Source organism: Arthrobacter sp. efr-133-TYG-118 (assembly GCF_030209755.1).
In the GTDB taxonomy this organism is placed as follows: domain Bacteria; phylum Actinomycetota; class Actinomycetes; order Actinomycetales; family Micrococcaceae; genus Arthrobacter.
In genome coordinates this window covers 20,199-41,594 of record NZ_JARVRH010000003.1, presented here as the reverse complement: position 1 = coordinate 41,594, position 21,396 = coordinate 20,199, and the positions used below count along the sequence as shown (strand labels likewise).

Sequence of the window (21,396 nt, the reverse complement as noted above, 5' to 3'; positions counted from 1 at the left end):
CACATGCGCGTCTGCTTCCGTTCCTCGGTCAAACCCAGCCAGATTCCCGAATATCGACGCCGGCACGCGGCTGTGTGGCCGGAGATGCTCCGTGAACTCAAGGCGGCCGGCTGGAGCAATTATTCGTTGTTCCTGGCCGACGACGGGCTGTTGGTGGGATACGTGGAATGCGACGATTTCGACGCCGCACGTGCGCGAATGGCCTTGACCGATGTGAATGCCCGCTGGCAGGCGGAAATGGCGCTCCTGTTCGAAGACGACGAACGGGCGCCGGACCAAGGCTTCGTCCAACTCACGGAAATCTTCAATCTGGAGGACCAATTGTCCGGAGGCTAAGGCCTCAGACTCAGACCGGGGCTTGTTTCCCATCGCCGCGCTTCAAGCTCCGGCCTGGGAAACAAGCCCCGGTTTGGCGCGCCCCTCGCCCGGAATCGATCCCCAGACCGCGCCCGGCCTCCGGCTCCTGCCCCCGACCGCGCCCCTCAAACGATCGCGGAAACTCCTGCCCCCGACCGCGCCCCTCAAACGATCGCGGAAACTCCTGTCACGGCCCGGCCTACGATGAGCGAGTTGATCTCGAACGATCCTTCGTACGTGTAGATCGCCTCGGCATCGGCAAAGATCTTTGCCATCCGGTAATCGGTCACTATGCCGTTCCCGCCCAGGATGGACCGGCCCATCGCCACGGTTTCGCGCATCCGGGCGCTGCAGTACGCCTTGGCCAGGGCCACTTGGGCCATTTGGGCTCCGCCGTGCCGCACTCCCTTGCTGTCCGTGTAGATATCTTCCTGCAGCTGGGCGATCCGCACCATCATGCCCATGCTGGCCACGGCATTTCCGAGCATGTCCACCAATTGCTGCTGGATCAGCTGGAACTTCGCCAGCGGGCGGCCGAACTGCTGGCGTTCGAGGGCGTACTTCCGGGCGACGTCGAACGCCGCCAACTGCTGTCCCACAGCCTGCCAGGCCACCATGAGCCTGGACCCTCGCAGCAGGTGGTTGGTGTCGGCGAAACTGTTGATCCCGGAAAAGCGATCCGCCTCGGCAATCCGCACGTCCTTGAGGACAATGTCGGCGTTTTGCACGGTGCGCAGGGCGATCTTGTTCTCGATCTTGCTCCGTGTCACCCCGGGCAGCGTGGCGTCCACGATGAAGCCTCGGACGGCGCCGTCAGCTTCGTCCCGGGCCCACACCAGCATGTGATCGCAGAACGTCCCGTTGCCGATCCAGCGCTTGGCGCCGTTCAGCACCCAGTAGTCGCCGCCGTCGTCGGCTCCCCCTGCGACCCGGCGAGCCACCGTCTGCAAGCCGCCGGCCACGTCGGACCCGTGATCCGGTTCCGTGAGCGCAAACGCTCCCGTGGTCCGCAGATTGGAGGCGTCGTCCAGGTAGCGGTCCTGCTGGTCCTTGGAGCCGAACTCGTAGAGCGCCTCGATGAAAAGGTCGTGGTGGACCATGAAGAACGTGGCTATGGAGGTGTCCACGCGGGTCATTTCAGCGATCACCAACCCGGCGAACAGGTTGCTGTAACCGCGGTGCGTCGGGGTGCTCAGGCGAAGCGCGGCGAGCTTGGGCAGGATGTGCGCCGGGAACTCGGCCTTGTCCCACCAGTCCTTGGCATAGGGCGCGATTTCCGCGGCCAGGAATTCCCGGAGCTCGTTGAGCTTGCGCTGTTCCTGCACGCTGAGGAGCGATTCGAAATCGAAAAAATCCGCCGAAGGCAGAGAACCAGCCGGGTGTTCGACGGCGGCCGCCAGCTTGTGCGCCTGGCTCACTTCGGTGCCATCCGGATGGCGCCGTCGAGGCGGATGGTTTCGCCGTTGAGCATGGCGTTTTCCACGATGTGCGCCACGAGGTTGGCGTACTCGGCGGGACGGCCAAGACGTGCGGGGTGCGGTACCTGCTGGCCAAGGGAGAGCTGCGCGTCCTGGGGCAGGCCTGCCAGCATGGGGGTTTCGAAAATGCCCGGTGCGATGGCCATGACACGCACCAGCGAGCGCGCAAATTCACGGGCCAGGGGCAACGTCATCGCGGCCACGGCACCCTTGGACGCGGCGTACGCGGGCTGCCCGATCTGGCCGTCGAAAGCCGCCACGGAGGCCGTGTTGATGATGACGCCGCGTTCCTCCCCGCCGAGTTCGGTAGACGCGGGCTCGTTCCGGGCCATCGCGGCGGCAGCCAGGCGGATCACGTTGAATGTGCCCACGAGGTTGATCTGGATGACCCTGTTGAAGTTCTCGAGTGGGAGCACGCCGTCCTTGCCGAGCACTTTGCCCGGGGTAGCGACGCCGGCGCAGTTGACCAGGATCCGGAGCGGACCCAGCGCGACGGCGGCCTCGACGGCGGCTTGCACTTGCTCTTCATTGGTGACGTCGGCTGGGACGAACACGGCCCTGCCGTCGGCTCCCGAGGCATTGAGTTCGCTGGCGAGAGCCTCACCGGGAGAGGAATGAAGGTCAAGCAGCACTACCGATGCTCCGGCGTCGAGCAATCGCCTTGCTGTTGCGGCCCCCAGTCCCGAAGCCCCGCCGGTTATCAACGCAACTGCGCCCTTGATGTCCATCCATCCTCCTTGATGCAGAACCAAAATCCGTTAATGAATGTTAACTGAATCACTTTGATTGTGCACCGGGGAGGGGCCTGCGGCCAAGCGCGCAGCGTTAGGCTGTCACCATGTCCGCCCCCGACACCCCGCAGGGCACCTCCGGAACACCGGATTGGGCCGCGCGAGCCGACCGCGCCGCACGTTCGGTCACCCGGCATTTCGGACGGCGCCTCCTCTTCCTTCCCGGAACCCACCTCGCGGCGTCGACCCGGCCCTCCAGGCGGTTTCCGTTCCAACCATGGAACTACTGGTGGCAGGCGCACTACGTCGATTGCCTGGTGGACGCCGGGTTGCGCGAACTGGCCTCGGGAGCAAGGTTCGACGGCGGTGATCGCCCGAGCGCGGGCCGGTTGGCTTCACACCTGGTCACCACCATCCGGCTGCGCAACTTCCTGCGCTACGTCAACAGCTACTACGACGACATGGCATGGCTGGCCCTCGCCGCCCTGCGCTTGGACGCCCTGGCCGAAAACGCGCACCAGCCCGGCCGCCCGCGCAACGCCCGCTTGCAGAGAAGACTTTCTCCGCAGTTCGAATCGGCCTCCACCGAACACATGGGCGGCGGCACCTTCTGGAGCACCACACGCGACTTCAAGAACACTCCCGCCACGGGCCCGGTGGCCCTGCACTTCGCACGGACCGGCAACCCGGAGCGGGCCCAACGGCTCCTGGACTGGCTCGACGTCACCCTCTTCGAACCCACCCGGGGCCTATACCTCGACGGCGCTTGGATCAAGGAAGGCAAGCTCGTCCTCGCGGACGAGGTCTACACCTACAACCAGGGCCCAGTGCTCGGTGCCTTGTTGGAGTTGGGTGGAGATGCGAACCTGGCACGCGCGGCCGCCTTGGTGGACTCGGTGGCCGAACATCTGACCGTCTGTGGGCCTGACACTCAGGGGAGGCTCGTTCTTCGCGGTGAAGGCACCGGCGACGGCGGACTCTTCAGCGGAATCCTCGTCCGGTACCTGGCCCTCGCCGCCGGGGACGTTCGCTTGCCCGCGCCCACCCGCGCTACCGCCGGACAACTAGTGCTCGAGACCGCGGAGGCGCTGTGGGCGGGGCGGACCGTGCGCACCGACGCTGCCCGCGGGACGTCCGGAAAGTACGACGACGACTGGCTCATCTTCTCGAAGGAACCACAGCGTCCGGCCGCCGAAACGTACCCGCAGGGCACCGCCGTCGAACTCTCCACCCAACTGCAGGCGTGGATGGTGCTGGAAGCCGCCGCGCGCGTCCGGAAATTGTCAGTGCCGAGGCCTAGTCTGGAGCTGTGAACCCGTCCCCGAGTCCGTTGCCTGTCACCGTGGTCGCTCCGCCGGCGGAATGGTGGCAGATCCTTGGCGCGCTCAGCCCGCTCGCTGTCCTTGTCGCGGCGATCGTTGCCGCAATCGTGGGGCTCCTGTCCCTGCGGCAGAAGGCGCGGTCGGATAACAAGTCCGAGTGGTGGCGCCGTGCACAGTGGGCGCTGGATGCGTCCCTGTCCCGCAGCCGCTCCGAGGCCGAAATGGGCCAGAAGGCCATCGAGATCCTGGGCCGAAGCGAACTCGCGTCGCAGGAGGAACTAGCGCTCCTCAAAGTCGGCACTGAGGATGAACTCCTTGCAGCCGCCACAGCATCCGAAACCCGCGCGCTCGCCCCCTCGCAGCGTCCCGCCTCGGCGAGCGCTGAAGACCGCAAAGTGCGGATCGCCGCAGCAAAGGCCAGGGTCGTGTTGGACCAGCGGCTCGGTGAGGACACTCCGGGCTGGATCGTCGCGCTGTCCGCCGAGAATCCCGAAAAGCCCGAGAACCCCGAGTAGGGCTACTCCGCCTCAGGCGCCGGCTTTTTCTTCTGCGGATACGGAGTCTCCTGCCGTGCCAACATCTCGACAAAACCAGCAATCTTCCTGGCCCGCGTTTCCGGCTTCTTCACCGAGTTGGTCCTGTAAATCAGGGCATAGCGGTTGACCGACGTCAGCACGTCAAACATCGCCTGCGCTTCGGGAACCGCTGCGATTGCCGCGGCAAGGTCCTCCGGAACTTCCGCGTCCGCTTGGCCCACGTAGGCAGATTCCCAACGCCCGTCCGCCTTGGCGCTGTCGACGGCGGCCCATCCGGCCGGGGTCATCTTGCCTTCAGCCTCCAAACGGGCAACATGCCCCACGTTCCGTTTGGACCATGGGCTTTTGGGGCCGCGGCGGGTCATGCGCTGGAAGACGCTCTCGTCGTCGCGCCTTCTGCCCTGGCCGTCGATCCAACCGAAACAAAGGGCCTCATCCAAGGCAGCGGCGTAATCCAGTTCCGTCACGTTGCCTCCCTTCTTGTGCAGCACGAGCCACACGCCAGGGCTATCGGCGCCGTTCATTTCGAGCCAGGAACGCCATTCGGCAGCGTCTTTGACGATCAGTTCTTCAAGTTCAACAGCCATGGCCCCATTCTGGTGCCAGCTAGGCTGTGGCGAAAGCCCACGAGTTGTCCCGGAGGATCCATGCTGCGCGTCCGCCCCATCCAGTTCACGTCCGATGTCGCCGCCTGGAAGCACCTTCTTACGATGCTAGGCCTCGTGTGCATCGAGGACCACGGCGACTGGGTCGAGTTCGACGCAGGCTCGGGCCGGGTGGCCTTGCACCGTACGGCCACTGACTCGCCCGACGACGGCACTACGGTATTCGGCGTCGAGGTCGGGGACCTGGCCGAGTTCGCCCGACGCACCGTTGCGGACGGAACCCGCGCCGAACTCTTCGATGCCGATCACGGGCAGGCCGTGCGTATTACCGCCCGGGACGGCTTCGCGTTCCTTGCCGATAAGGCGAGCAGCCGCACCACCAGCCCCGAAGCGGATCCGGACCTCGCCGTCGTCGGGACATGGCTCACGCCGGATGTGCCCGGGGCTGCACAGGAGTTGCGCAACATCGGCGCGCGGTCGCGGCAGGTGTCCTCGAAGTTCGCGGATTTCAGCACGAGGAACGGCGGCATCCTGCTGGTTCGGGAGTCTTCGGAGCCGGCTGGGGGAGGCCTCTCTTTCGAGTACGACGGCGACCTCGCAGCTCTGGAGGCCCGGCTCGCCGCCGCAGGACTCTCCGCCGCCCGGACCGGCTCGATACTCACGATCCAGGCCCCGCGCGGCGGGACCATCAGTGTGGCCGGGCCTGCATAGCCGAACGCCCGCTCACCTTCCCCCAACGCCCGCTCACCTATATCGGTCTTTCCCCCAACGCCCGCTCACCTATATCGGTCTTTCCCCCAACGCTCGCTCACCTATATCGGTCTTTTCCCCAACGCTCGCTCAGATCATCTGCAGAAGGGATCCCGATATTGGCCACATACGTGAGCGAGCGTCGCCCGATTGGACGATATAGGTGAGCGGGCGTTTGGCTAGTCCTCCAGCGCTCCGTTGCAGAGCCGGTTGACCACTTCGGTGAGCATCGCCAGGCCAGCTACGATGTCCTCGTCCTTGGTGTATTCGTGCTCGTTGTGGGAGATGCCGTCCACGCTGGGAACAAAGAGCATTACCGTGGGAACGATGTCCTTCATGTTGATGGAATCGTGCCCGGCCAAAGTCATGACTTCCTTGTTGGACAGCCCCAGATCGGCGGCCACCTTGGCGGCGAGTTCCACCCCCTCGGGCTGGTAAGGAGTGACCGGCCACGAGTGCGAATGGTGTTGTTCCACCGAAACGTTGGCCAGCCCCTCGATTTCCGCAATGCGTTCGTGCAGCAGGGCATCGGCTTGGGCGAGTACGGATTCGTCCGCACTGCGCAGGTCCAGCAGCAAGTTGACCCGGGATGGCACCACAACGGGCGAATTCGGGTAGACGTTCAGCTGTCCCACCGAAGTGTGCAACGCTCCGGGGAAGCGGTTGGCGATGTCCCGTGCGGCAACCACCAGCATCGAGGCTCCCAGCAGGGCGTCCTTGCGGTCCGCGATGACTGTGGAGCCCGTGTGTGCCTGCTCGCCGTGGACCACGAATTCGTACTTGTTGGCTGCCCAGTTGGACGACACCAGGCCGATCGTGATGCCTTCCCGTTCCATGCTGCGGCCCTGTTCGATGTGGATCTCCGCGCAGTATGCCGCCTCGGGTCCGTCGAATGAACCACGGCAAGCGATGGCGTCCAGGGCGTCCTGCACGGAAATCCCAGCGGCATCCGTGGTGGCCAACGCCGCCTCCAGCGGGAGCTTTCCGGTGTACACGGAAGACCCCATCATCGAGGGCTTGAAGCGGCTGCCTTCCTCGTTGAACCAGTTCACGACGGCGACGTTGAACTTGGGTGCCTCAGCTCCGGGCGCGTTCCACTTGTCAACCAGCCGGAAGGCCGCATGCACGGCGGCCAGGACACCATAGGCACCGTCATAACGTCCCGCCGTCGGCTGGGAATCCATGTGCGAGCCAACCACAACGAACGGAGCTCCCGGCACGGCCTCATAGAGACCCCATTGGTTGCCGACACGGTCGAAACGGACGGTGAAGCCGCGGGCTTCGAGCAAGCCGGTGAGCCAGTGGCGCTGTTCGCCGTCGGGCTGGCTGGCGGCCTGCCGGTCCACGCCGCCGTTTGCGGTGGCGCCGAACGCGCTCATGGTGTGGAAGTCGTGGACGAAGGCCGTGTCCTGGGCGGTGAAGCTGGTGGTGGACGTCATTGGTTCCCCTATGAACTGTGTTGAATCTATGAACTGTGTTGGAGCGAGGTCAAAGTGTTGTGCGTGAAACGGCCGCCGACGGCCGTGGCCAGGACTTCCAACTCCGCGATTCTGTGGGCGCGGAGCGGTGAGCCGGACAGGACGGTGAAATCGGCAAGCTTGCCCGGAGCCAGTGAGCCCTTCACGGCCGACATTCCCGTGGCCGCGGCCGCTCCCGTTGTGTAGGCGGCTAGCGCCTCATGCGGACTGAGCCGCTCGGACGGGTTGCCGAACACCGCGCCGGTCGAGGTTCTCCGGTCCACGAAGGCCTGCATGCCGCGCAGAACGTTTCCGTCCGCAACGGGACGGTCGGAGCTTCCGGCCAGCGTCACTCCTGCGGACAGGAACGACGACGCGCGGTAGGCCCAGCGCAGTCGCTCCGGACCGAGCGACGCGGCCATGCTGTCGCCGCCGTCGTGGAAGAAGCTGGACTGAGGAGTCACTGCGATCCCCGCCGCGGCGAGCCGCCGGAGCTGTTCCGGTCTGGTCATGGAGGCGTGCTCGATCCGGTTCGGCATGCTGCGCGGGCCGTAGGTGGCGTCGCAATCCGCAAGAATGTCGATCGCGAGGTCAACGGCCCGGTCTCCGATGGCGTGCGCCGCTATGGACCATCCCGAGGCATAGGCAGCCTCGATCCGTTCCCGCAGGAGAGCGGGTTCGGCTTGGAAGTAGCCCGTGTTGCCGGTGTTGTCCTTCTGCCCGTGGCTGCAGAATTCGTGGCTGACCGCGGCGGTTTCGCCGAGGAGCGAGCCGTCAAGGAAAACCTTGGCCGGGCCAAGGGAGAGGTACTCGTTGCCGAAGCCGCTCGTGATGCCCAGGTCCAAGCCTGCCGCAGCGGGACCGTCGCCCGGACCGTCGTCGCCATGGCCGTCAACCCGGTGCAAAACGTCCAGCACGGGCATGACCTGGGCGCGGGCGTGGAGCCTTCCGTTGGCGGCTGCCCGCTGGTATGCCGCGATTTCCACCGGGCTGTGGCCAATCCAGCCGCCGCCCACGCCCGCCTCGGTGAAGCTGGTGATGCCTTCGGAGGCGTAGTGCCGCGTGGCCCGCTCCAACGCCGCCGCGATCTGATCGATCGAGTACGGCAGGATCAGCTGCTGGATCAGTGCCTGTGCCGTTTCCTGCACGAGTCCCGTGGGCCTCCCCGCGGAGTCGCGGACGATCACGCCGCCGTCGGGATCTGCGTACGACGGCGATTCGGCACCAGCCAGCCGCAGTGCGGCTGAGTTGACCACGGCCATGTGCCCGGAGTTGTGCCGCATGAACAGCGGCCGCTCCCCCGTGATGCGGTCAAGTTCGCGGATGTCCGGGAACTCGCCGCCGTGCCGCTGCTGGCTGAAGCCCGTGGCCATGAGCCAAGACTCCGCCTTGACGCCAGCGCCGGCGTCGGTCCCGGAAGCCGGGCCGGCAGCTTCCAACAGCCCGTACAACTCCTCCAGCCCCCGCGCCTTCGACACATCCAGCTCGGCCAGGCCCAGCCCGAACCACGTGGTGTGGCAATGTGCGTCAATGAAGCCGGGCGTGACGGTGGCGCCCCCGAGATCGAGGATCTCTGCGGCGGCAAGGTCATCCACGTCTTCATCGAGTCCCACCACGAGGCCCCGCCAAACTCCCAGCGAGCGGGCGCTGGGACGGTCCGGGTCCATGGTGATGATGTCCGCGTTGCGCAGCAGCAGGTCGAGTTTCATACCAATGGCCTAGCGGTGCGAGGTGGTGACGGACTTGATCCGGGTGTAGTCCTCCAGCCCGAAGACGGAGAGGTCCTTGCCCGTGCCGGAGTGCTTGAAACCACCATGCGGCGCCTCGGCCGGAATGACCTGATGGCAATTGATCCACACCGCGCCGAAGTCGAGCTCATTGGACACGCGAGTGACCACGCCGTGGTTGTTGGACCAAACGCTGGAGGCCAGGGCGTACTTCGTCCCGTTGGCCAGCTCAAGCGCCTCCTCTTCGGTGGAGAAAGGCTGGACCGTGACCACGGGGCCGAAGATCTCGTCGCACACCACCTCGTCAGTCTGGAAGACGCCGTCGATCACTGTCGGTTCGAAGTAGTACCCGGCCCCGGTGCGCTTGCCGCCCGACAGGACGGTGGCGTTCGCCGGAAGCCGGGTCATGAAGCCTTCCACGCGCTCAAGCTGCCCGGCACTGTTCAGCGGCCCGAGATCCGAGGCGTCATCCCCGAGGGTCAGCGCGGTGGCCGCAGCGCCGAGGGCCTTGGCGAACTCGTCGTGAATGTCCTCGTGAACCAGCACCCGGGTCACGGCTGTGCAGTCCTGGCCCGCGTTGAAGAACGCGCTCAGCGCAATTTCCTGCGCTGTGCGGGCGATATCAACGTCGGCGAAAACGATCGCCGGCGCCTTTCCGCCAAGCTCCAAGTGGACATCCTTCAGCGTCTTGGACGCAGCGGACATGACTTGGGCGCCCGCCCGGGTGGAACCAGTGATGGACACCATCTCCGGGATCTCGTGGTCCACCATCGCGGCACCGGCTTCACGGCCTCCGCAGACGATGTTCACGACGCCGGCCGGGTATACCTCCTGGGCCAGCTCGCCCAGGATCACGGTGGACCAGGGGGTGGTGTCCGCGGGCTTCAAAACCAGCGTGTTTCCCGCCGCCAGCGCCGGCCCGATCTTCCAGATGGCCATCATGAACGGGTAGTTCCACGGAGTAATCTGCGCGACCACACCCAGCGGTTCGCGTCGGATGGTGGACGTGAAGCCCTGCACGTACTCTGTGGACGCGGTGCCGGACACGACGCGGCAAGCTCCGGCGAAGAAGCGCAATTGGTCGGCGCCGCGCAGGATCTCCAGTTCGCGGGTCACGGCCCGCGGCTTGCCCGTGCACGCCACCTCGGCGTCCAGAAGCCGGTCCACGTTGGCTTCGATGAGGTCAGCGAGCCGCAACAGCAGCGCCTGGCGCTCGCCCGGCGTCGTGCGCTTGTAGCTCTTGAAAGCGGCGGCAGCGGACTGGAAGGCGAGGTCGACGGCGACTGCGTCACTATCCGGGGCCGTGCCGATCTGGATACCTCTCCGGGGATCGAAGAAGGGCAGGCTCGCCGGGGCGTCCATCGCTTGGCCGTTGATGATGTTCTTGAGCGTGATCACGTGAGGCTCCAGTCAGTTGCTCTTGGGGGAACGGGTGGTGGGGTCCTGCGGGAGGTGCAATACGGCCGGGAGGCCGGAGTCGACCGCGCGGCGGAACGCTGCAGCGAAGTCCTCCGCCCTGTCCACGCGCTCGCCGTAGCCGCCGTAGGAGCGGGCCAGGGCCGCGAAGTCCGGATTGGTCATGTGCGTGCCGGACGGGCGGCCCGGGTAGTGGGCTTCCTGGTGCTCGCGGATGGTGGCGAAGATGCCGTTGTCCACCACCAGTACGACGAACTGCGCGCCGTGGCCCATCGCCGTCGCGATTTCCTGGCCGTTCATCATGAAGCAGCCGTCGCCGGCCACCGAGATGACCTGTCGGCCAGGGTAGGCCAGGGACGCAGCAACGGCGGCCGGGATTCCCATGCCCATGGCTCCGTTGCGCGGAGCGGCCAGGGAGTTGGCGCTGTTGTGCTTCAGGTAGCGGGCAGGCCACAGGGCGTGGTTGCCCGCACCGAAGGTGAGGACGGCATCGTCGTCCATTTCTTGCTTGAGGATCTCCATGACGACGCCGAGATCCACTGTGTTTGTGTCCGCTCCGTGGACGCCGTCAGGTTGGGCCGAGGAGAACTTGAGGTAATTTGCCCGGGCATCCTGGAACCAGCCTGCGGCGGGCCGCACGGCCGATTCCGTGTCCGCGATGGCCAGAGAGGACGCCGAGACGTCGGCGGTCATGTGCTGGTCCACCCGGCCGAAGTGGCCGAGGAGGTCAGGATCCGGGTTGATCACGACTGTGGCGGCATTAAGGCCGCGGGTATAGCCGTCGGAGAGGACGTCGCCGCGGACGCAACCGAGGAAAATGAGCAGGTCGGCGTCGTCCAGGAGCGCCGCGGTGGCGTCGCTGCGGCCGTAGCCCAAGAAGCCTGCGTAGGACTCGCTGCTGTGCGGGACGGCGTCGTAGGCGCGGAAATCGGCCACGACCGGAATGCTGTGGCGTGCCGCCCAGGCGGCTAGCGCGTCCCCGGATTCCTGTGTCCAACCTTCGCCACCCACCACAATGAGCGGCTTGGCGGCTCCGGCGAGACGCGTTTCCAGTTCGGCCAAGGCCGAGGCTGAGGGACCGGGACGGGCGACCCTGCGCGGCTCCACGGTGCCTTCATCAATAGTGTGCACCAGCACATCCTCGGGCAGCCCGATCACTACGGGACCAGGACGTCCGCTGAGCGACGTGAAGATCGCGTCGTCCACCACGCGGGCGGCGGAAGCGGCGTCGTCGAGAGTCACGACCTTCTTGGCGGTGCTGCCGAACCAGGCGTTGATGTCGAATTCCTGGAAGGATTCACGTCCGCGGTCAGCCACGGGGATGAGGCCCACGAACAGGATCATGGGCGTGGCGTCCTGGTGCGCCGTATGGATAGCGATGAAAGCGTTGGCTGCGCCGGGGCCGCGCGTCACCATGGCGACGCCGGGGAGTTCCGTGAGGCGGCCTTCGGCCAGCGCCATGAAACCTGCTCCGCCTTCATGGCGGGTGACGATGGTCTCGATCGAGGAGTCGTGGAGTCCGTCCAGGACGTCCAGGTAGCTCTCGCCAGGGACGCCGTAGACCCGCTTGATGCCTGCGCGTTCAAGCTGCTCGACGATGAGGTGGCCTGCTGTAGTGGTGCTCAATGCTTCATTCCTTCTTCTTTGATGCTCAAGCCGGGCAGGAAGATGCCGGACAGAGCGGTCAGTACGGAAACAATCAGGAGAATGATGGCGCCCGGCCAATATGAGTTGCCGTTGGCGGCCACAAGCGCCGTGGCGATCAGCGGCACGAAGCCGGAGATGACGCCGGCGGTATTGGAAGTGATGGCGACGCCGGTGTAGCGGACCTTGGTGGCGAACAATGCCGTCAGTGCCGTGCCCGAGACGGCATACGGAATTGACAGGACGGCAACGCCGATCATCATGCCGACGACCACCAGGACGGGGTTGCGGCTGTCAATGGCAAGGAAGACGGGCACCGCAACGATGGCCGAGGCCACGCCACCCCACAAGATGACTTTGCTGGCACCGAACTTTTCGCCCATTCTGCCAGCCCAGACCAAGGCCCCGATTTCGAGTGCGGCCGCGAGGAGCGTGCCCAGGAGAAGCAGCTCGGACGGCAGTTTCAGGACCTTGGTGCCGTAGAAGACCACGAAACTGGTAATGAGGTAGAAGCCGCCGATGCCGAGCAGCGCCGAGCACATGCCCACCAGGATTTGGCGCCAGCTGTTCTTCAGCACGCCGCGGATGGGGGCATGCTCGGTCTCGCCGGATTCCATGAGTGCCTCGAATTCAGGCGACTCGCTGAGCCTGCTGCGGATCCACATGGAGATGGCCAGGAGCGGGATTGCTGCAATGAACGGGATGCGCCAGCCCCACGCATCGAAGTTGTTCTGGCCCACCAGGAAGAGCATGCCGAAGAAGCCTCCCGAGGACAGGATGGTCCCGATCGGAGAGCCGATCTGCGGCAGCGCCGCGTAGCGGGCGCGCTTGGCAACCGGGGCGTTTTCGACGGCGATGATCACCGCGCCACTCCATTCGCCACCGACGGCGAGCCCCTGGACGATCCGCAGGGCCACCAGGAGGATGGGGGCGGCCAGGCCAATGGTCATGTAGTTCGGCAGCAAGCCGATCAGGCCAGTGACGACGCCGATTCCGACGATGGTGACCATGAGGATCTTCTTGCGGCCCACTTTGTCGCCGAGGGCGCCGAAGATGAATCCACCAATGGGACGTGCGACGAACCCGACGGCGAGGGTGGCGAAGGAGCCCATCGCCGCCACAAACGGATCCTGCGAGACGAAGAATTGGGCGTTGAACACCAGGGCGGCTGCGGTGGTGAAGAGGAAGAAGTCATACCACTCCAACGCCGTGCCTACGAGGGCGGCGAGGGCGACCTTCCTGGTAACCCTCTCATCGACTGTGCGGGGCATCCCGGGAGTCAGATCCGCGGGGGCGCTGCCTGCGCTGCTGGCCATGATTACTCCAAAAGATTCGAACTATGCCGTGAAAACCGGGGAACTGCCGGTTGTGATTGGTCTCACTCGGCAGTGACTACTCCCATAGTGCCAGTAGATCCGCCCAAAAAGACTAGCTCTGTGCCACGGAATATTGGCCATAGAATGTGTAAATGCACAATGTAGAGAATGCCGGCGACGCCGCGCGATGGGGTGAGCTCGTGGAAGGGCTGCACGGGCGGCTGGAGGAACTAGTCGAGCTCTTCGTGACACGTGTCCAGGAGATCCCCGAATATGCCGACAATAGGGTGAGCCTCCCGGAACTGCGGAACACGGCACGTGAAACTTTCCGGCGCCTCATAGACGGACTGCGGGACGAGAGGTTCCGCCATTCGAACTCCCACGGCAGCCAGGATTCACTGGCGCGCTTCTCTTCGGAACTGGGCGCCAAACGGGCCCGTGCCGGAATTTCGCCCGAGGCCCTGATTTCAGCCGTGCGCCTCGATTTCAGCATTCTCTGGGCAGATCTCCTGCAAATCTCCGACACGGAGGACGCAGTGCTCCTGACATCCCATGTAGACCAGGTGTGGCGCGTGGTCGATGAGTTTGCCACCCAAACCCACTCGAGCTATTCGAGCGAACGGGTCCGCATGGCCCAGGAGGAATCGAACATCCGCCGGGAGTTCATCGCCCGGTTGTTCAGCAAGTCCGAGCTATCGGCAGACACCATCAGCCAGGCCGCGGCAGCCCTGGTCACGGACCCGGAAGCAAGGTTCTCCATCGTCGCCGCGAGTGGGGACGCGGCTTCCAAACTACGGACTATTGCCACCCAAGGGGGCTGGCTCCAACCGTCCCAACGCCTCTACGTCCACGAATTCGGCGGCAGCACCTACGTGTTCTGGGCGTTGCCCCGAGCCCAGGGCGCCGGGTCCGGATCCGGCGGCACCGCCCGGGCATATGGCGCAAGCTACAGCGGCGCAGCCCGGCAAGACGAAGGACCCGCCTACATTCCAGCTGCCATCACTGGAATACCTTGCGGTTATGTCGAGGGATTTTCCGGTCTGCGCGCCCTGCCCTCCGCAGCGCGGACGGCGGAGCGCCTCGCTTTGCTGCTCCAGCCCGCGGACCGAGGTCCATTGACCGCCGCAGCAGCGTGGGCCCGGCTCGCCAAGCAGCAACTTCAGGACGCGGGCCTGGACCTCTGGGCCGATCTTGAGTCCGCCCTTGCGGAGTGCCGCGACGGCGAGCGCGAGCGACTGACCGAGACGGTGCGCAATTTCCTCCACACGGGCAACATCACCACCACGGCGCAGGAATTGTTTTGCCACCGCAACACCATCCTCAACCGGCTCAACCGTTTCCAGGAGCTCACGGGCATCGATCTGGCCGTGCCGGCGCAAGCGGCCCGGCTGGTAGTGGCCTGGGCCTGAGGCCTGACGACTGCAAACAGAGGAGAGCGGCCGTTGTGTGAACACACATTTTCTGCCGTTTTTTGCTGGAAATTCAGCCATTGAAGTGTGGTACGCAACACAGGATAGTTATCTGCATCCTCACCCGGGCACTCGCCCCCACACTCATCTGGAGCTTCTCATGGCCCAAACGGTAAATGCCGCCTCCGCGTCCGCAGCCAGGCTTGACCTGGCCAAGATGCGCAAAATTGCCCTCGCCAGCGTCATCGGCACCACTGTCGAGTGGTACGACCTGTTCGTGTTCGGAACAGCCTCCGCCTTGGTGTTCAACAAGATCTTCTTCCCCAGCTTCGACCCGATCGTCGGCACCATGCTGGCCTTCGGCACTTTCGCCTCCGCCTACATTGCCCGCATGGTGGGCGCCATCATCTTTGGCCACTTCGGTGACCGGCTCGGCCGCAAATCCATGCTCCTGATCTCCTTGCTGACCATGGGCGCGGCAACTTTCGCCATCGGCTTGCTGCCTGACTACAACAGCATCGGCATCATGGCGCCGCTGTTGCTGCTCTTGCTGCGCGTCATCCAAGGCCTGGCATTGGGCGGCGAATGGGGCGGCGCGGTACTCATGACCGTTGAGCATGCTCCCTCCGCCCGCCGTGGCTTCTACGGCTCCCTCGTCCAGGTTGGCGTTCCTGCTGGCACCCTGATCGCCAACGTCGCGTTCCTCATTGTCGCTTCCACCGTCAGCTCGGACGCGCTGCTCAGCTGGGGTTGGCGCATCCCGTTCCTGGCATCCTGCCTGCTGGTGGCTGTCGGCATCTACATCCGCCTCCACATCGAGGAAACCCCGTCATTCCAGGCCGTCAAGACCGCCGGTGCCAAGGCAAAAATGCCCTTTGCCGCCCTCATGGCCAAGTACTGGAAGCAAGTTGTCCTCGGCGGCATCGCCACCCTGTCTACCGGCAGCACCTTCACTCTGTTGGTTGCCTCCGGCGTTTCCTACGGCAAGAAGGACCTCGGCCACTCGGAGAGCCTCATGCTCTGGGTTGTCCTGGCTTCCTGCGCACTATGCTTTGTGCTCATCCCCTTCTTCGGAAAGCTCTCGGACAAGTACGGCCGCAAGCCGATCATCTACGCCGGCGTTGCAGCGGAGGCTCTCTTCGCCTTCCCAATGTTCTGGCTCATGGACACCAAGTCCGTACCCCTGCTGTTCGTCGCCTACCTCGGAATGATGACGGCCTTCGCAGCCAACTATGGTCCTATCGCCACGTTCCTGGCCGAACTCTTCGGTTCCAAGGTCCGCTACTCGGGATTGTCCGTGGCCTACATGCTCTCCGGTCTCCTCGGAAGCGCCGCTACCCCGTTCATCACCACCTGGCTCCTGGGCCTGACGCACCAGAGCTCCTCCATTGCCTGGTACATCACAGCCGCTGCCTTGATCTCCCTGGCTGCGCTGTTCGTCCTGACGGAAACCCGTCACGGCAACATCGACGCCGTCGACGAGGCCCCCGTGGATGCAGTGGAAGCGGCCGCGAAATGAGCGATTCCCTACCGACTAACGCGGCCGAGATCACCGCGAATCCGCCCAGCACCTCGCTGACAGGGATCACACGGCTCGCCCAGATCCCTGGCCAGGCGGCCGCCGTCGGGCCTTTCTCCCACGCGGTCATCGCCAACGGTTTCGTCTTCACCTCCGGACAGATCCCGGCCATCACGGGCCTGGATGACCAAGCGGAGACCTTCGAAGGGCAAGTCCGGCAGACCATCGAAAACCTGCGTGCGGTATTGGAAGCAGCCGGTTCCAGCCTGGCACACGTGGTCAAGGTCAACACCTACTTGACCAGCAAGGACCAACTCGACGAGTACAACCGCGTCTACACGGAGTACTTCGGCTCGGCGAAGCCCGCGCGCACTTCGGTGTGCGTGAGCCTCTGGGGAGTCTCCCTTGAGATTGAGTGCGTGGCGGTGCTCGCATGAGCCAGGCTTCCACGGCGGAGCTTCTGTCCTCGGCAGGCCTGTTGGCCCGGCTTGCCGAGGTCAGCTACCCCACTATCGGTCACTTCCTGGAGGACGGATTTGTCGATCCGGCCATCCAATCGTTGCTGGACCCCTCGCTGACGGAGGACGGGTTCGACGCCGTCAAGATCGCCGGCCCCGCCGTCACCGTCCGGATCGTCGACAACGACGCCATCGCCATGAACCGCGCGCTGCTCGCCCTGACTCCGGGCAGCGTGCTGGTGGTGGACATGTCCGGCGACCACCGCCATGCACCGGTGGGGGCCGTCACGGCCGCCGCGGCGAAAGCGCAAGGCGCCGCCGGCGTCGTCGTGGATGGTGTGGCGACCGATCTGCTGGAACTGCGGCAGACGGCGCTCCCCGTCTTTGCCCGCGGTACCTCGTCCCTCACCACGAAGCGCGTCTACGGCACTGGTTCTGCCGTGAACGTACCGGTCAGTTTCGGCGGCGTCACAGTCAATCCCGGTGATTTGGTGCTCGCGGACAGCAACGGCGTTCTGGTGCTGAGCGCAGAAGCCGCCAGCGCCGTCGTGGACCGGGCCGCAGCCTCGGATGCTGCCGAACCGGCAATCCTGGCCCGCATCGCCTCCGGCGATTCGCTCGACGCAATCCTGGCTCTCTGATTCGTACGGCATGGAACGCGATCGGATGGGGTAGAACTTAACCATGAGTGTTCGTACCCCTGACCCCTACTCCGGCTGGCTTTCCGATGAAGACCTCTTCGAAGCCCGCGGCCGCCTCCCCATGGTTTACGTGGAGGCGGTTCCCGTGCGTCTGGATCCGCTCGGATTCGTCAACGAGGTAGGAACCCTGCTGCAGGGCGATGCCGACGGCACCATGGTCCGCTCCTTCGTGTCCGGCCGCGTGCTGTACCGCGAAACCATCCGGGCCGCGCTGTTGCGGCACATGGAAAAGGACCTCGGGCCGCTGGCCTTCCCCCAGTTGCCCGTCAGTCCCGTGCCGTTCACGGTGGCCGAGTACTTCCCGGCGCCGTCGCAGACCGGCTTCACGGACGACCGCCAACACGCCGTGTCCCTTGTCTACGTGATCCCCGTGACAGGCGAGTGCGAACCGCGCCAGGACGCGCTTGAGCTGACGTGGATGACTCCGCAGGAAATCCTCAGCGACGACGTGCAGCAGGAATTCAGCGGCGGCCGCGGCAATCTGGTACGCCAGGCTTTGGCCTTCGCCGGCGTCGGCCAGTAGCCAGCGCGGTCAGTAGCCACCTCCCCGATTTGCTCGGTGGGGTTTTATAGACTGTTGGGCGGACCCCAAGAGAACCAAAGGACTTCCGATGACTCACAGCCCAGCCGACCAGCAATACCGTGAAAAGCAGGCTGGGGCCCTGCAAATCGGGGACTACCTGTACCTCCCCGGGGATGGTCCCGCGGAGGAAATCACGCACATCGAGCTCCAACACGACGACTTTGGCGCGCCCGCACTCATCCTGGTGACCACGCTCGACGGCGGGAACGTGCGGATCGCGATCGGGTCCAGCGTTCCGGTGGGCGAAGCGGCTGTCATTTCCGACGACGTCGACACGCTGGCGGAGGAAGATCCAGCCCCGGCGGCGGAGCCGATTCCCGGCGGCGAGCCCGACGGCGGTACCCCGGACGGCGCCAGCTCCACCGGCGGCGACGAGCCCGCAGAAGCCGTTCCCGCCGTCGTCGTACCTCCTTTGCCCACGGTGGCACCGACTGTCAGCGGACCTCTTGTGCCCTCGGCGACGCCGGATCCCGCGCAGCTCGCACTGATCCCCGAACCGACAGACTCGCCCGAGGACGTCGTGGCCGCCGCTGCCGAAGCGCACCCCGGCAGGAACGGCGTCGCGGTGTTGAGTGAACGCCTCGTGAAGGGCATCAATACGAAGTCGGGAAGCTGCCTGCGGGATCTGAGCGACCTGGCCCACGATCTTTTCATCGAGCTGCGGGATCCGGACCACGCCCTCGCGGTGGCCGATATTCTCAACGTGCTCCCCTACGACGGAAACCGCGACCGGTGGATGTCCGTTGAGCGTTCCCTGGCCCTTTCCAGCTTCATTTGCCGTGAGCTCGGCCAAACGGAACGCGGGGAAGTCTACGATCAACTCCTGCAAGCGCCGGACACTGTGGAGACAGACCCTTTCAAGGCCCGGATCGCCGCCAAGGTCCGGCAGCGCGGGCTCAATGAACCGAACCTGTACGACAAGGAAATCTTCCGCTCCATCGACAACGGCAACCGAGACGCCGAGCGTGAATGGCGGCTGCTCCGGCTCGAAACCCTGCTGTTCCTGCGCTCGCACGGCGGCTCGAACACCCTTGGCGTAGGTGAACTCGATCACCGGATCGCGAACGAACTCGAGGCCGTGCGGGCCTAGGCGCTATCGGAGGATTCCGCAAGACCTGTCGCGTTCGCTCCAGCGGCGGTAGATTCGGGCCATGACGAACAATCTGAGCGTTGTTGTTAATGCCGACGCGCAGCAAGTTTGGACTTCGCTGCGCGAACCGTCGCTCGTGGCTCAATGGCACGGCTGGGAGGCCGATGAGCTTGGCGACGAAATCAACCAAATCTACTTCAGTACCGCCGTGGTCGAGGGTCCCGACCACACAAGCCTCACGGTAAACGGCGGGGACGTCTTCGAACTCACCCCGGTCAGCGGAGGCACCGAGGTCCGCGTGACGAGGGCTGCCTTGGACCACGATTCCGAATGGGCCGCGTGGGACGAGGACATCACCCAAGGCTGGCTGACCTTCCTGCACCAACTCCGGTTCGCCCTGGAACGGCATCCGCACGGGCACCGGCGCACGCATTTTGTCTCCCTGCCCGGCGGTAGCGGCTCAGGGATCCAGAAACTCGGCTTGGCCGACGTCCCGGCTCCTGGGGAGGAATACTCGCTCACGCTCCCCACGGGCGAGGCCCTCTCCGGCAAGGTCTGGTTCCGCAGCAACCACCAAGTGGGCCTCACCGTGCATAGTTACGCGGAACACGGTGACGGGCTGCTGATTGTGGCTGACCAGCCGGTGATTCCGGAGAAGAGGCCCGACGGCGGCACTATCGTGATCGCTTCGACCTACGACCTGGGTGCCGCCAGCCTCGACTCGATCCGCTCCCGCTGGGACGGCTGGAAGGCTGAGAACTACCCCACAGAGGTGCATTCGCACTGACGATTCACGCTCAGGGGCTGGCAGACTGTAACGGTGCCAGCCGATTCTTCCCTGCCTCGTTCCGGGTCTAGCTCCGAGTCCGATCCTTCCGCACTCGCGGCTGCCCAGCAGTCCGCGTTTTCCTTCGAGGTGGGTGCGAGGCTCAGCGAAACGCGCCCGTCGTCGGGCCTTTTGAACGCCGACGGCGGCAGCCGTCACGGCGGCGGAGGCGAGTTCCTGGGCCGCACCGGAACCATCACCACGCCCCACGGGGAGATCCAGACGCCGGCATTCATCGCCGTCGGGACCAAAGCGACGGTCAAAGCCGTGCTGCCCGAATCCATGAAGGAGCTCGGCGCGCAGGCTCTGCTGGCCAACGCCTACCACCTGTATCTGCAGCCGGGACCGGAGATCCTGGACGCGGCCGGAGGGCTCGGGGCGTTCATGAACTGGGACGGGCCGACGTTCACGGACTCAGGCGGATTCCAAGTGATGAGCCTCGGTTCGGGGTTCAAAAAGGTCATCGACATGACATCCGTGGACACTTCAGGGCCTGACGACGCCGTGGCCCCAGGCAAGGAGCGGCTGGCGCACGTGGACGAAGACGGCGTCTGGTTCAAGTCGCATTTGAACGGGGACCGGCACCGTTTCTCGCCGGAGATCTCCATGCGGGTGCAGCACCAGATCGGCGCCGACATCATGTTCGCCTTCGACGAGCTGACCACCCTGCAGAACTCCCGCGGCTACCAAGAGGAATCACTGGAGCGCACGCGTCGCTGGGCCGAGCGCTGCGTGGTGGAGCATGAGCGCCTGACGGCTTCCCGGGTGGGCAAGCCCTATCAAGCCTTGTTCGGCGTCATCCAGGGGGCGCAGTACGAGGACCTACGCCGCAAGGCCTGCCGGGACCTGGGCGGGATGCCCTTCGATGGTTTCGGCATCGGCGGCGCCCTGGAGAAGGAGAACCTCGGCACCATTGTGCGTTGGTGCAACGAGGAACTTCCCGAGAACAAACCCCGCCACCTCCTGGGCATCTCCGAGCCGGACGACATCTTCACGGCCATCGAAAACGGCGCCGACACCTTCGATTGCGTCTCCCCCACCCGTGTGGCCCGCAACTCGGCCTTTTACACTCCGTCCGGTCGGTACAACCTGTCCGGGGCACGCTACAAATCGGATTTCGGACCCTTGCAGGATGGTTGCGATTGCTACACCTGCGCCAACTATTCGCGCGCGTACATCCACCACCTGTACAAGGCCCATGAGATGGTCTCGGCCACGCTCATCTCCATCCACAACGAACGCTTCGTGGTGAAGATGGTGGACGACGCCCGCTTGGCCATCGAATCCGGGGACTTCTTCGAGTTCAAGGCCGAGACCTTGGGGCAGTACTACTCGTAGCTTCCCGTCCGCCGGGCCCGCCGAGCTCGCCGAGCTCGCCGGAACGGTGCCGGTTCGCCGGAGTCTTCGGGCGAACCGGCACCGTTCCAGCGACCCCACGTTTTCCACATAGGCGAGCAGGTGGCTTCCGCGG

20 protein-coding genes are annotated in these 21,396 nt (G+C 65.0%); 12 read left to right on the top strand and 8 right to left on the bottom strand.

The window, feature by feature from the left end:
• The first annotated feature begins 3 nt into the window (after positions 1–3).
• Complete coding sequence (locus QRN59_RS02165; RefSeq protein ID WP_284980873.1) at positions 4–336, top strand: L-rhamnose mutarotase; 333 nt, start codon at positions 4–6, stop codon at positions 334–336.
• Positions 337–521: 185 nt separating this feature from the next.
• Here the strand turns inward: QRN59_RS02165 and QRN59_RS02160 are convergent, their stop codons facing one another.
• Together QRN59_RS02160 and QRN59_RS02155 are read right to left on the bottom strand one after the other, a co-directional pair.
• Entirely contained in the window at positions 522–1,775 is a 1,254-nt protein-coding gene (locus QRN59_RS02160; RefSeq protein ID WP_284980872.1) for an acyl-CoA dehydrogenase family protein, read from the bottom strand.
• Positions 1,772–2,563, bottom strand: a complete 792-nt coding sequence (locus QRN59_RS02155) for an SDR family NAD(P)-dependent oxidoreductase (protein ID WP_284980871.1) — start codon at positions 2,561–2,563, stop codon at positions 1,772–1,774. The genes QRN59_RS02160 and QRN59_RS02155 overlap by 4 nt, the downstream gene beginning before the upstream one ends.
• Positions 2,564–2,673: 110 nt before the next feature.
• Here QRN59_RS02155 and QRN59_RS02150 point away from each other — a divergent pair, with 110 nt between their 5' ends.
• Both QRN59_RS02150 and QRN59_RS02145 read left to right on the top strand, forming a co-directional pair.
• Complete coding sequence (locus tag QRN59_RS02150; RefSeq protein ID WP_284980870.1) at positions 2,674–3,879, top strand: glycoside hydrolase family 76 protein; 1,206 nt, start codon at positions 2,674–2,676, stop codon at positions 3,877–3,879.
• Positions 3,876–4,403, top strand: coding sequence for a hypothetical protein (locus tag QRN59_RS02145; RefSeq protein ID WP_284980869.1), 528 nt, complete (start codon positions 3,876–3,878; stop codon positions 4,401–4,403). Before QRN59_RS02150 ends, QRN59_RS02145 begins: the two co-directional genes overlap by 4 nt.
• A gap of 2 nt (positions 4,404–4,405) precedes the next feature.
• On the opposite strand, the gene QRN59_RS02140 is transcribed toward QRN59_RS02145, so the two are convergent.
• The gene (locus QRN59_RS02140) at positions 4,406–5,011 is read right to left on the bottom strand and encodes a YdeI/OmpD-associated family protein (RefSeq protein ID WP_284980868.1); all 606 of its coding nucleotides are present in this window, start codon (positions 5,009–5,011) and stop codon (positions 4,406–4,408) included.
• A gap of 60 nt (positions 5,012–5,071) precedes the next feature.
• On the opposite strand from QRN59_RS02140, the gene QRN59_RS02135 reads away from it, so the two are divergent.
• Positions 5,072–5,740, top strand: coding sequence for a VOC family protein (locus QRN59_RS02135; protein ID WP_284980867.1), 669 nt, complete (start codon positions 5,072–5,074; stop codon positions 5,738–5,740).
• Positions 5,741–5,958: 218 nt separating this feature from the next.
• Here the strand turns inward: QRN59_RS02135 and QRN59_RS02130 are convergent, their stop codons facing one another.
• Genes QRN59_RS02130 through QRN59_RS02110 form a run of 5 tightly spaced genes read right to left on the bottom strand, consistent with a single transcriptional unit; the run spans position 5,959 to position 13,339 of the window.
• Entirely contained in the window at positions 5,959–7,218 is a 1,260-nt protein-coding gene (locus QRN59_RS02130) for a M20 family metallo-hydrolase (RefSeq protein ID WP_284980866.1), read from the bottom strand.
• Between the two features lie 26 nt (positions 7,219–7,244).
• Positions 7,245–8,945, bottom strand: a complete 1,701-nt coding sequence (locus QRN59_RS02125; protein ID WP_284980865.1) for an amidohydrolase — start codon at positions 8,943–8,945, stop codon at positions 7,245–7,247.
• 9 nt (positions 8,946–8,954) lie between these two features.
• Positions 8,955–10,361 carry a gamma-aminobutyraldehyde dehydrogenase gene (locus tag QRN59_RS02120; RefSeq protein ID WP_284980864.1) on the bottom strand — a complete coding sequence of 469 codons (1,407 nt, stop codon included), beginning with the start codon at positions 10,359–10,361 and terminating at the stop codon, positions 8,955–8,957.
• Between the two features lie 12 nt (positions 10,362–10,373).
• Positions 10,374–12,005 carry a thiamine pyrophosphate-dependent enzyme gene (locus tag QRN59_RS02115; protein ID WP_284980863.1) on the bottom strand — a complete coding sequence of 544 codons (1,632 nt, stop codon included), beginning with the start codon at positions 12,003–12,005 and terminating at the stop codon, positions 10,374–10,376.
• On the bottom strand, positions 12,002–13,339 hold the full coding sequence (locus tag QRN59_RS02110; protein ID WP_284980862.1) for an MFS transporter: 1,338 nt from the start codon (positions 13,337–13,339) through the stop codon (positions 12,002–12,004). Before QRN59_RS02110 ends, QRN59_RS02115 begins: the two co-directional genes overlap by 4 nt.
• Positions 13,340–13,491: 152 nt before the next feature.
• Between QRN59_RS02110 and QRN59_RS02105 the strand changes: the two genes are divergently transcribed.
• From QRN59_RS02105 to tgt, 8 genes are all read left to right on the top strand, one after another.
• Positions 13,492–14,748 carry an RsbRD N-terminal domain-containing protein gene (locus tag QRN59_RS02105; RefSeq protein ID WP_284980861.1) on the top strand — a complete coding sequence of 419 codons (1,257 nt, stop codon included), beginning with the start codon at positions 13,492–13,494 and terminating at the stop codon, positions 14,746–14,748.
• A gap of 160 nt (positions 14,749–14,908) precedes the next feature.
• Positions 14,909–16,267 (top strand): MFS transporter, encoded by a 1,359-nt coding sequence (locus QRN59_RS02100; RefSeq protein WP_284980860.1) that lies wholly within the window; start codon positions 14,909–14,911, stop codon positions 16,265–16,267.
• Entirely contained in the window at positions 16,264–16,704 is a 441-nt protein-coding gene (locus QRN59_RS02095; RefSeq protein WP_284980859.1) for a RidA family protein, read from the top strand. The genes QRN59_RS02100 and QRN59_RS02095 overlap by 4 nt, the downstream gene beginning before the upstream one ends.
• Positions 16,701–17,366 carry an RraA family protein gene (locus QRN59_RS02090; protein WP_284980858.1) on the top strand — a complete coding sequence of 222 codons (666 nt, stop codon included), beginning with the start codon at positions 16,701–16,703 and terminating at the stop codon, positions 17,364–17,366. Before QRN59_RS02095 ends, QRN59_RS02090 begins: the two co-directional genes overlap by 4 nt.
• A gap of 43 nt (positions 17,367–17,409) precedes the next feature.
• Positions 17,410–17,949, top strand: coding sequence for an NUDIX hydrolase family protein (locus QRN59_RS02085; RefSeq protein WP_059388553.1), 540 nt, complete (start codon positions 17,410–17,412; stop codon positions 17,947–17,949).
• An 88-nt stretch (positions 17,950–18,037) separates the two neighbouring features.
• On the top strand, positions 18,038–19,099 hold the full coding sequence (locus QRN59_RS02080) for a DUF6707 family protein (RefSeq protein WP_284980857.1): 1,062 nt from the start codon (positions 18,038–18,040) through the stop codon (positions 19,097–19,099).
• Between the two features lie 61 nt (positions 19,100–19,160).
• Entirely contained in the window at positions 19,161–19,886 is a 726-nt protein-coding gene (locus QRN59_RS02075) for an SRPBCC family protein (RefSeq protein WP_284980856.1), read from the top strand.
• A gap of 129 nt (positions 19,887–20,015) precedes the next feature.
• Entirely contained in the window at positions 20,016–21,263 is a 1,248-nt protein-coding gene (gene tgt, locus QRN59_RS02070) for a tRNA guanosine(34) transglycosylase Tgt (RefSeq protein WP_502871012.1), read from the top strand.
• Positions 21,264–21,396 lie beyond the last annotated feature (133 nt).

What these genes read in the sequence shown, in the direction of transcription:
- QRN59_RS02110 (WP_284980862.1), bottom strand. Translation starts at nt 13,339, where the DNA reads ATGGCCAGCAGCGCAGGCAGCGCCCCCGCGGATCTGACTCCCGGGATG.
- QRN59_RS02075 (WP_284980856.1), top strand. Translation starts at nt 19,161, where the DNA reads ATGACGAACAATCTGAGCGTTGTTGTTAATGCCGACGCGCAGCAAGTT.
- QRN59_RS02155 (WP_284980871.1), bottom strand. Translation starts at nt 2,563, where the DNA reads ATGGACATCAAGGGCGCAGTTGCGTTGATAACCGGCGGGGCTTCGGGA.
- QRN59_RS02085 (WP_059388553.1), top strand. Translation starts at nt 17,410, where the DNA reads ATGAGTGTTCGTACCCCTGACCCCTACTCCGGCTGGCTTTCCGATGAA.
- QRN59_RS02150 (WP_284980870.1), top strand. Translation starts at nt 2,674, where the DNA reads ATGTCCGCCCCCGACACCCCGCAGGGCACCTCCGGAACACCGGATTGG.
- QRN59_RS02165 (WP_284980873.1), top strand. Translation starts at nt 4, where the DNA reads ATGCGCGTCTGCTTCCGTTCCTCGGTCAAACCCAGCCAGATTCCCGAA.
- QRN59_RS02130 (WP_284980866.1), bottom strand. Translation starts at nt 7,218, where the DNA reads ATGACGTCCACCACCAGCTTCACCGCCCAGGACACGGCCTTCGTCCAC.
- QRN59_RS02125 (WP_284980865.1), bottom strand. Translation starts at nt 8,945, where the DNA reads ATGAAACTCGACCTGCTGCTGCGCAACGCGGACATCATCACCATGGAC.
- QRN59_RS02095 (WP_284980859.1), top strand. Translation starts at nt 16,264, where the DNA reads ATGAGCGATTCCCTACCGACTAACGCGGCCGAGATCACCGCGAATCCG.
- QRN59_RS02090 (WP_284980858.1), top strand. Translation starts at nt 16,701, where the DNA reads ATGAGCCAGGCTTCCACGGCGGAGCTTCTGTCCTCGGCAGGCCTGTTG.
- QRN59_RS02140 (WP_284980868.1), bottom strand. Translation starts at nt 5,011, where the DNA reads ATGGCTGTTGAACTTGAAGAACTGATCGTCAAAGACGCTGCCGAATGG.
- QRN59_RS02135 (WP_284980867.1), top strand. Translation starts at nt 5,072, where the DNA reads ATGCTGCGCGTCCGCCCCATCCAGTTCACGTCCGATGTCGCCGCCTGG.
- QRN59_RS02100 (WP_284980860.1), top strand. Translation starts at nt 14,909, where the DNA reads ATGGCCCAAACGGTAAATGCCGCCTCCGCGTCCGCAGCCAGGCTTGAC.
- QRN59_RS02105 (WP_284980861.1), top strand. Translation starts at nt 13,492, where the DNA reads ATGCACAATGTAGAGAATGCCGGCGACGCCGCGCGATGGGGTGAGCTC.
- QRN59_RS02080 (WP_284980857.1), top strand. Translation starts at nt 18,038, where the DNA reads ATGACTCACAGCCCAGCCGACCAGCAATACCGTGAAAAGCAGGCTGGG.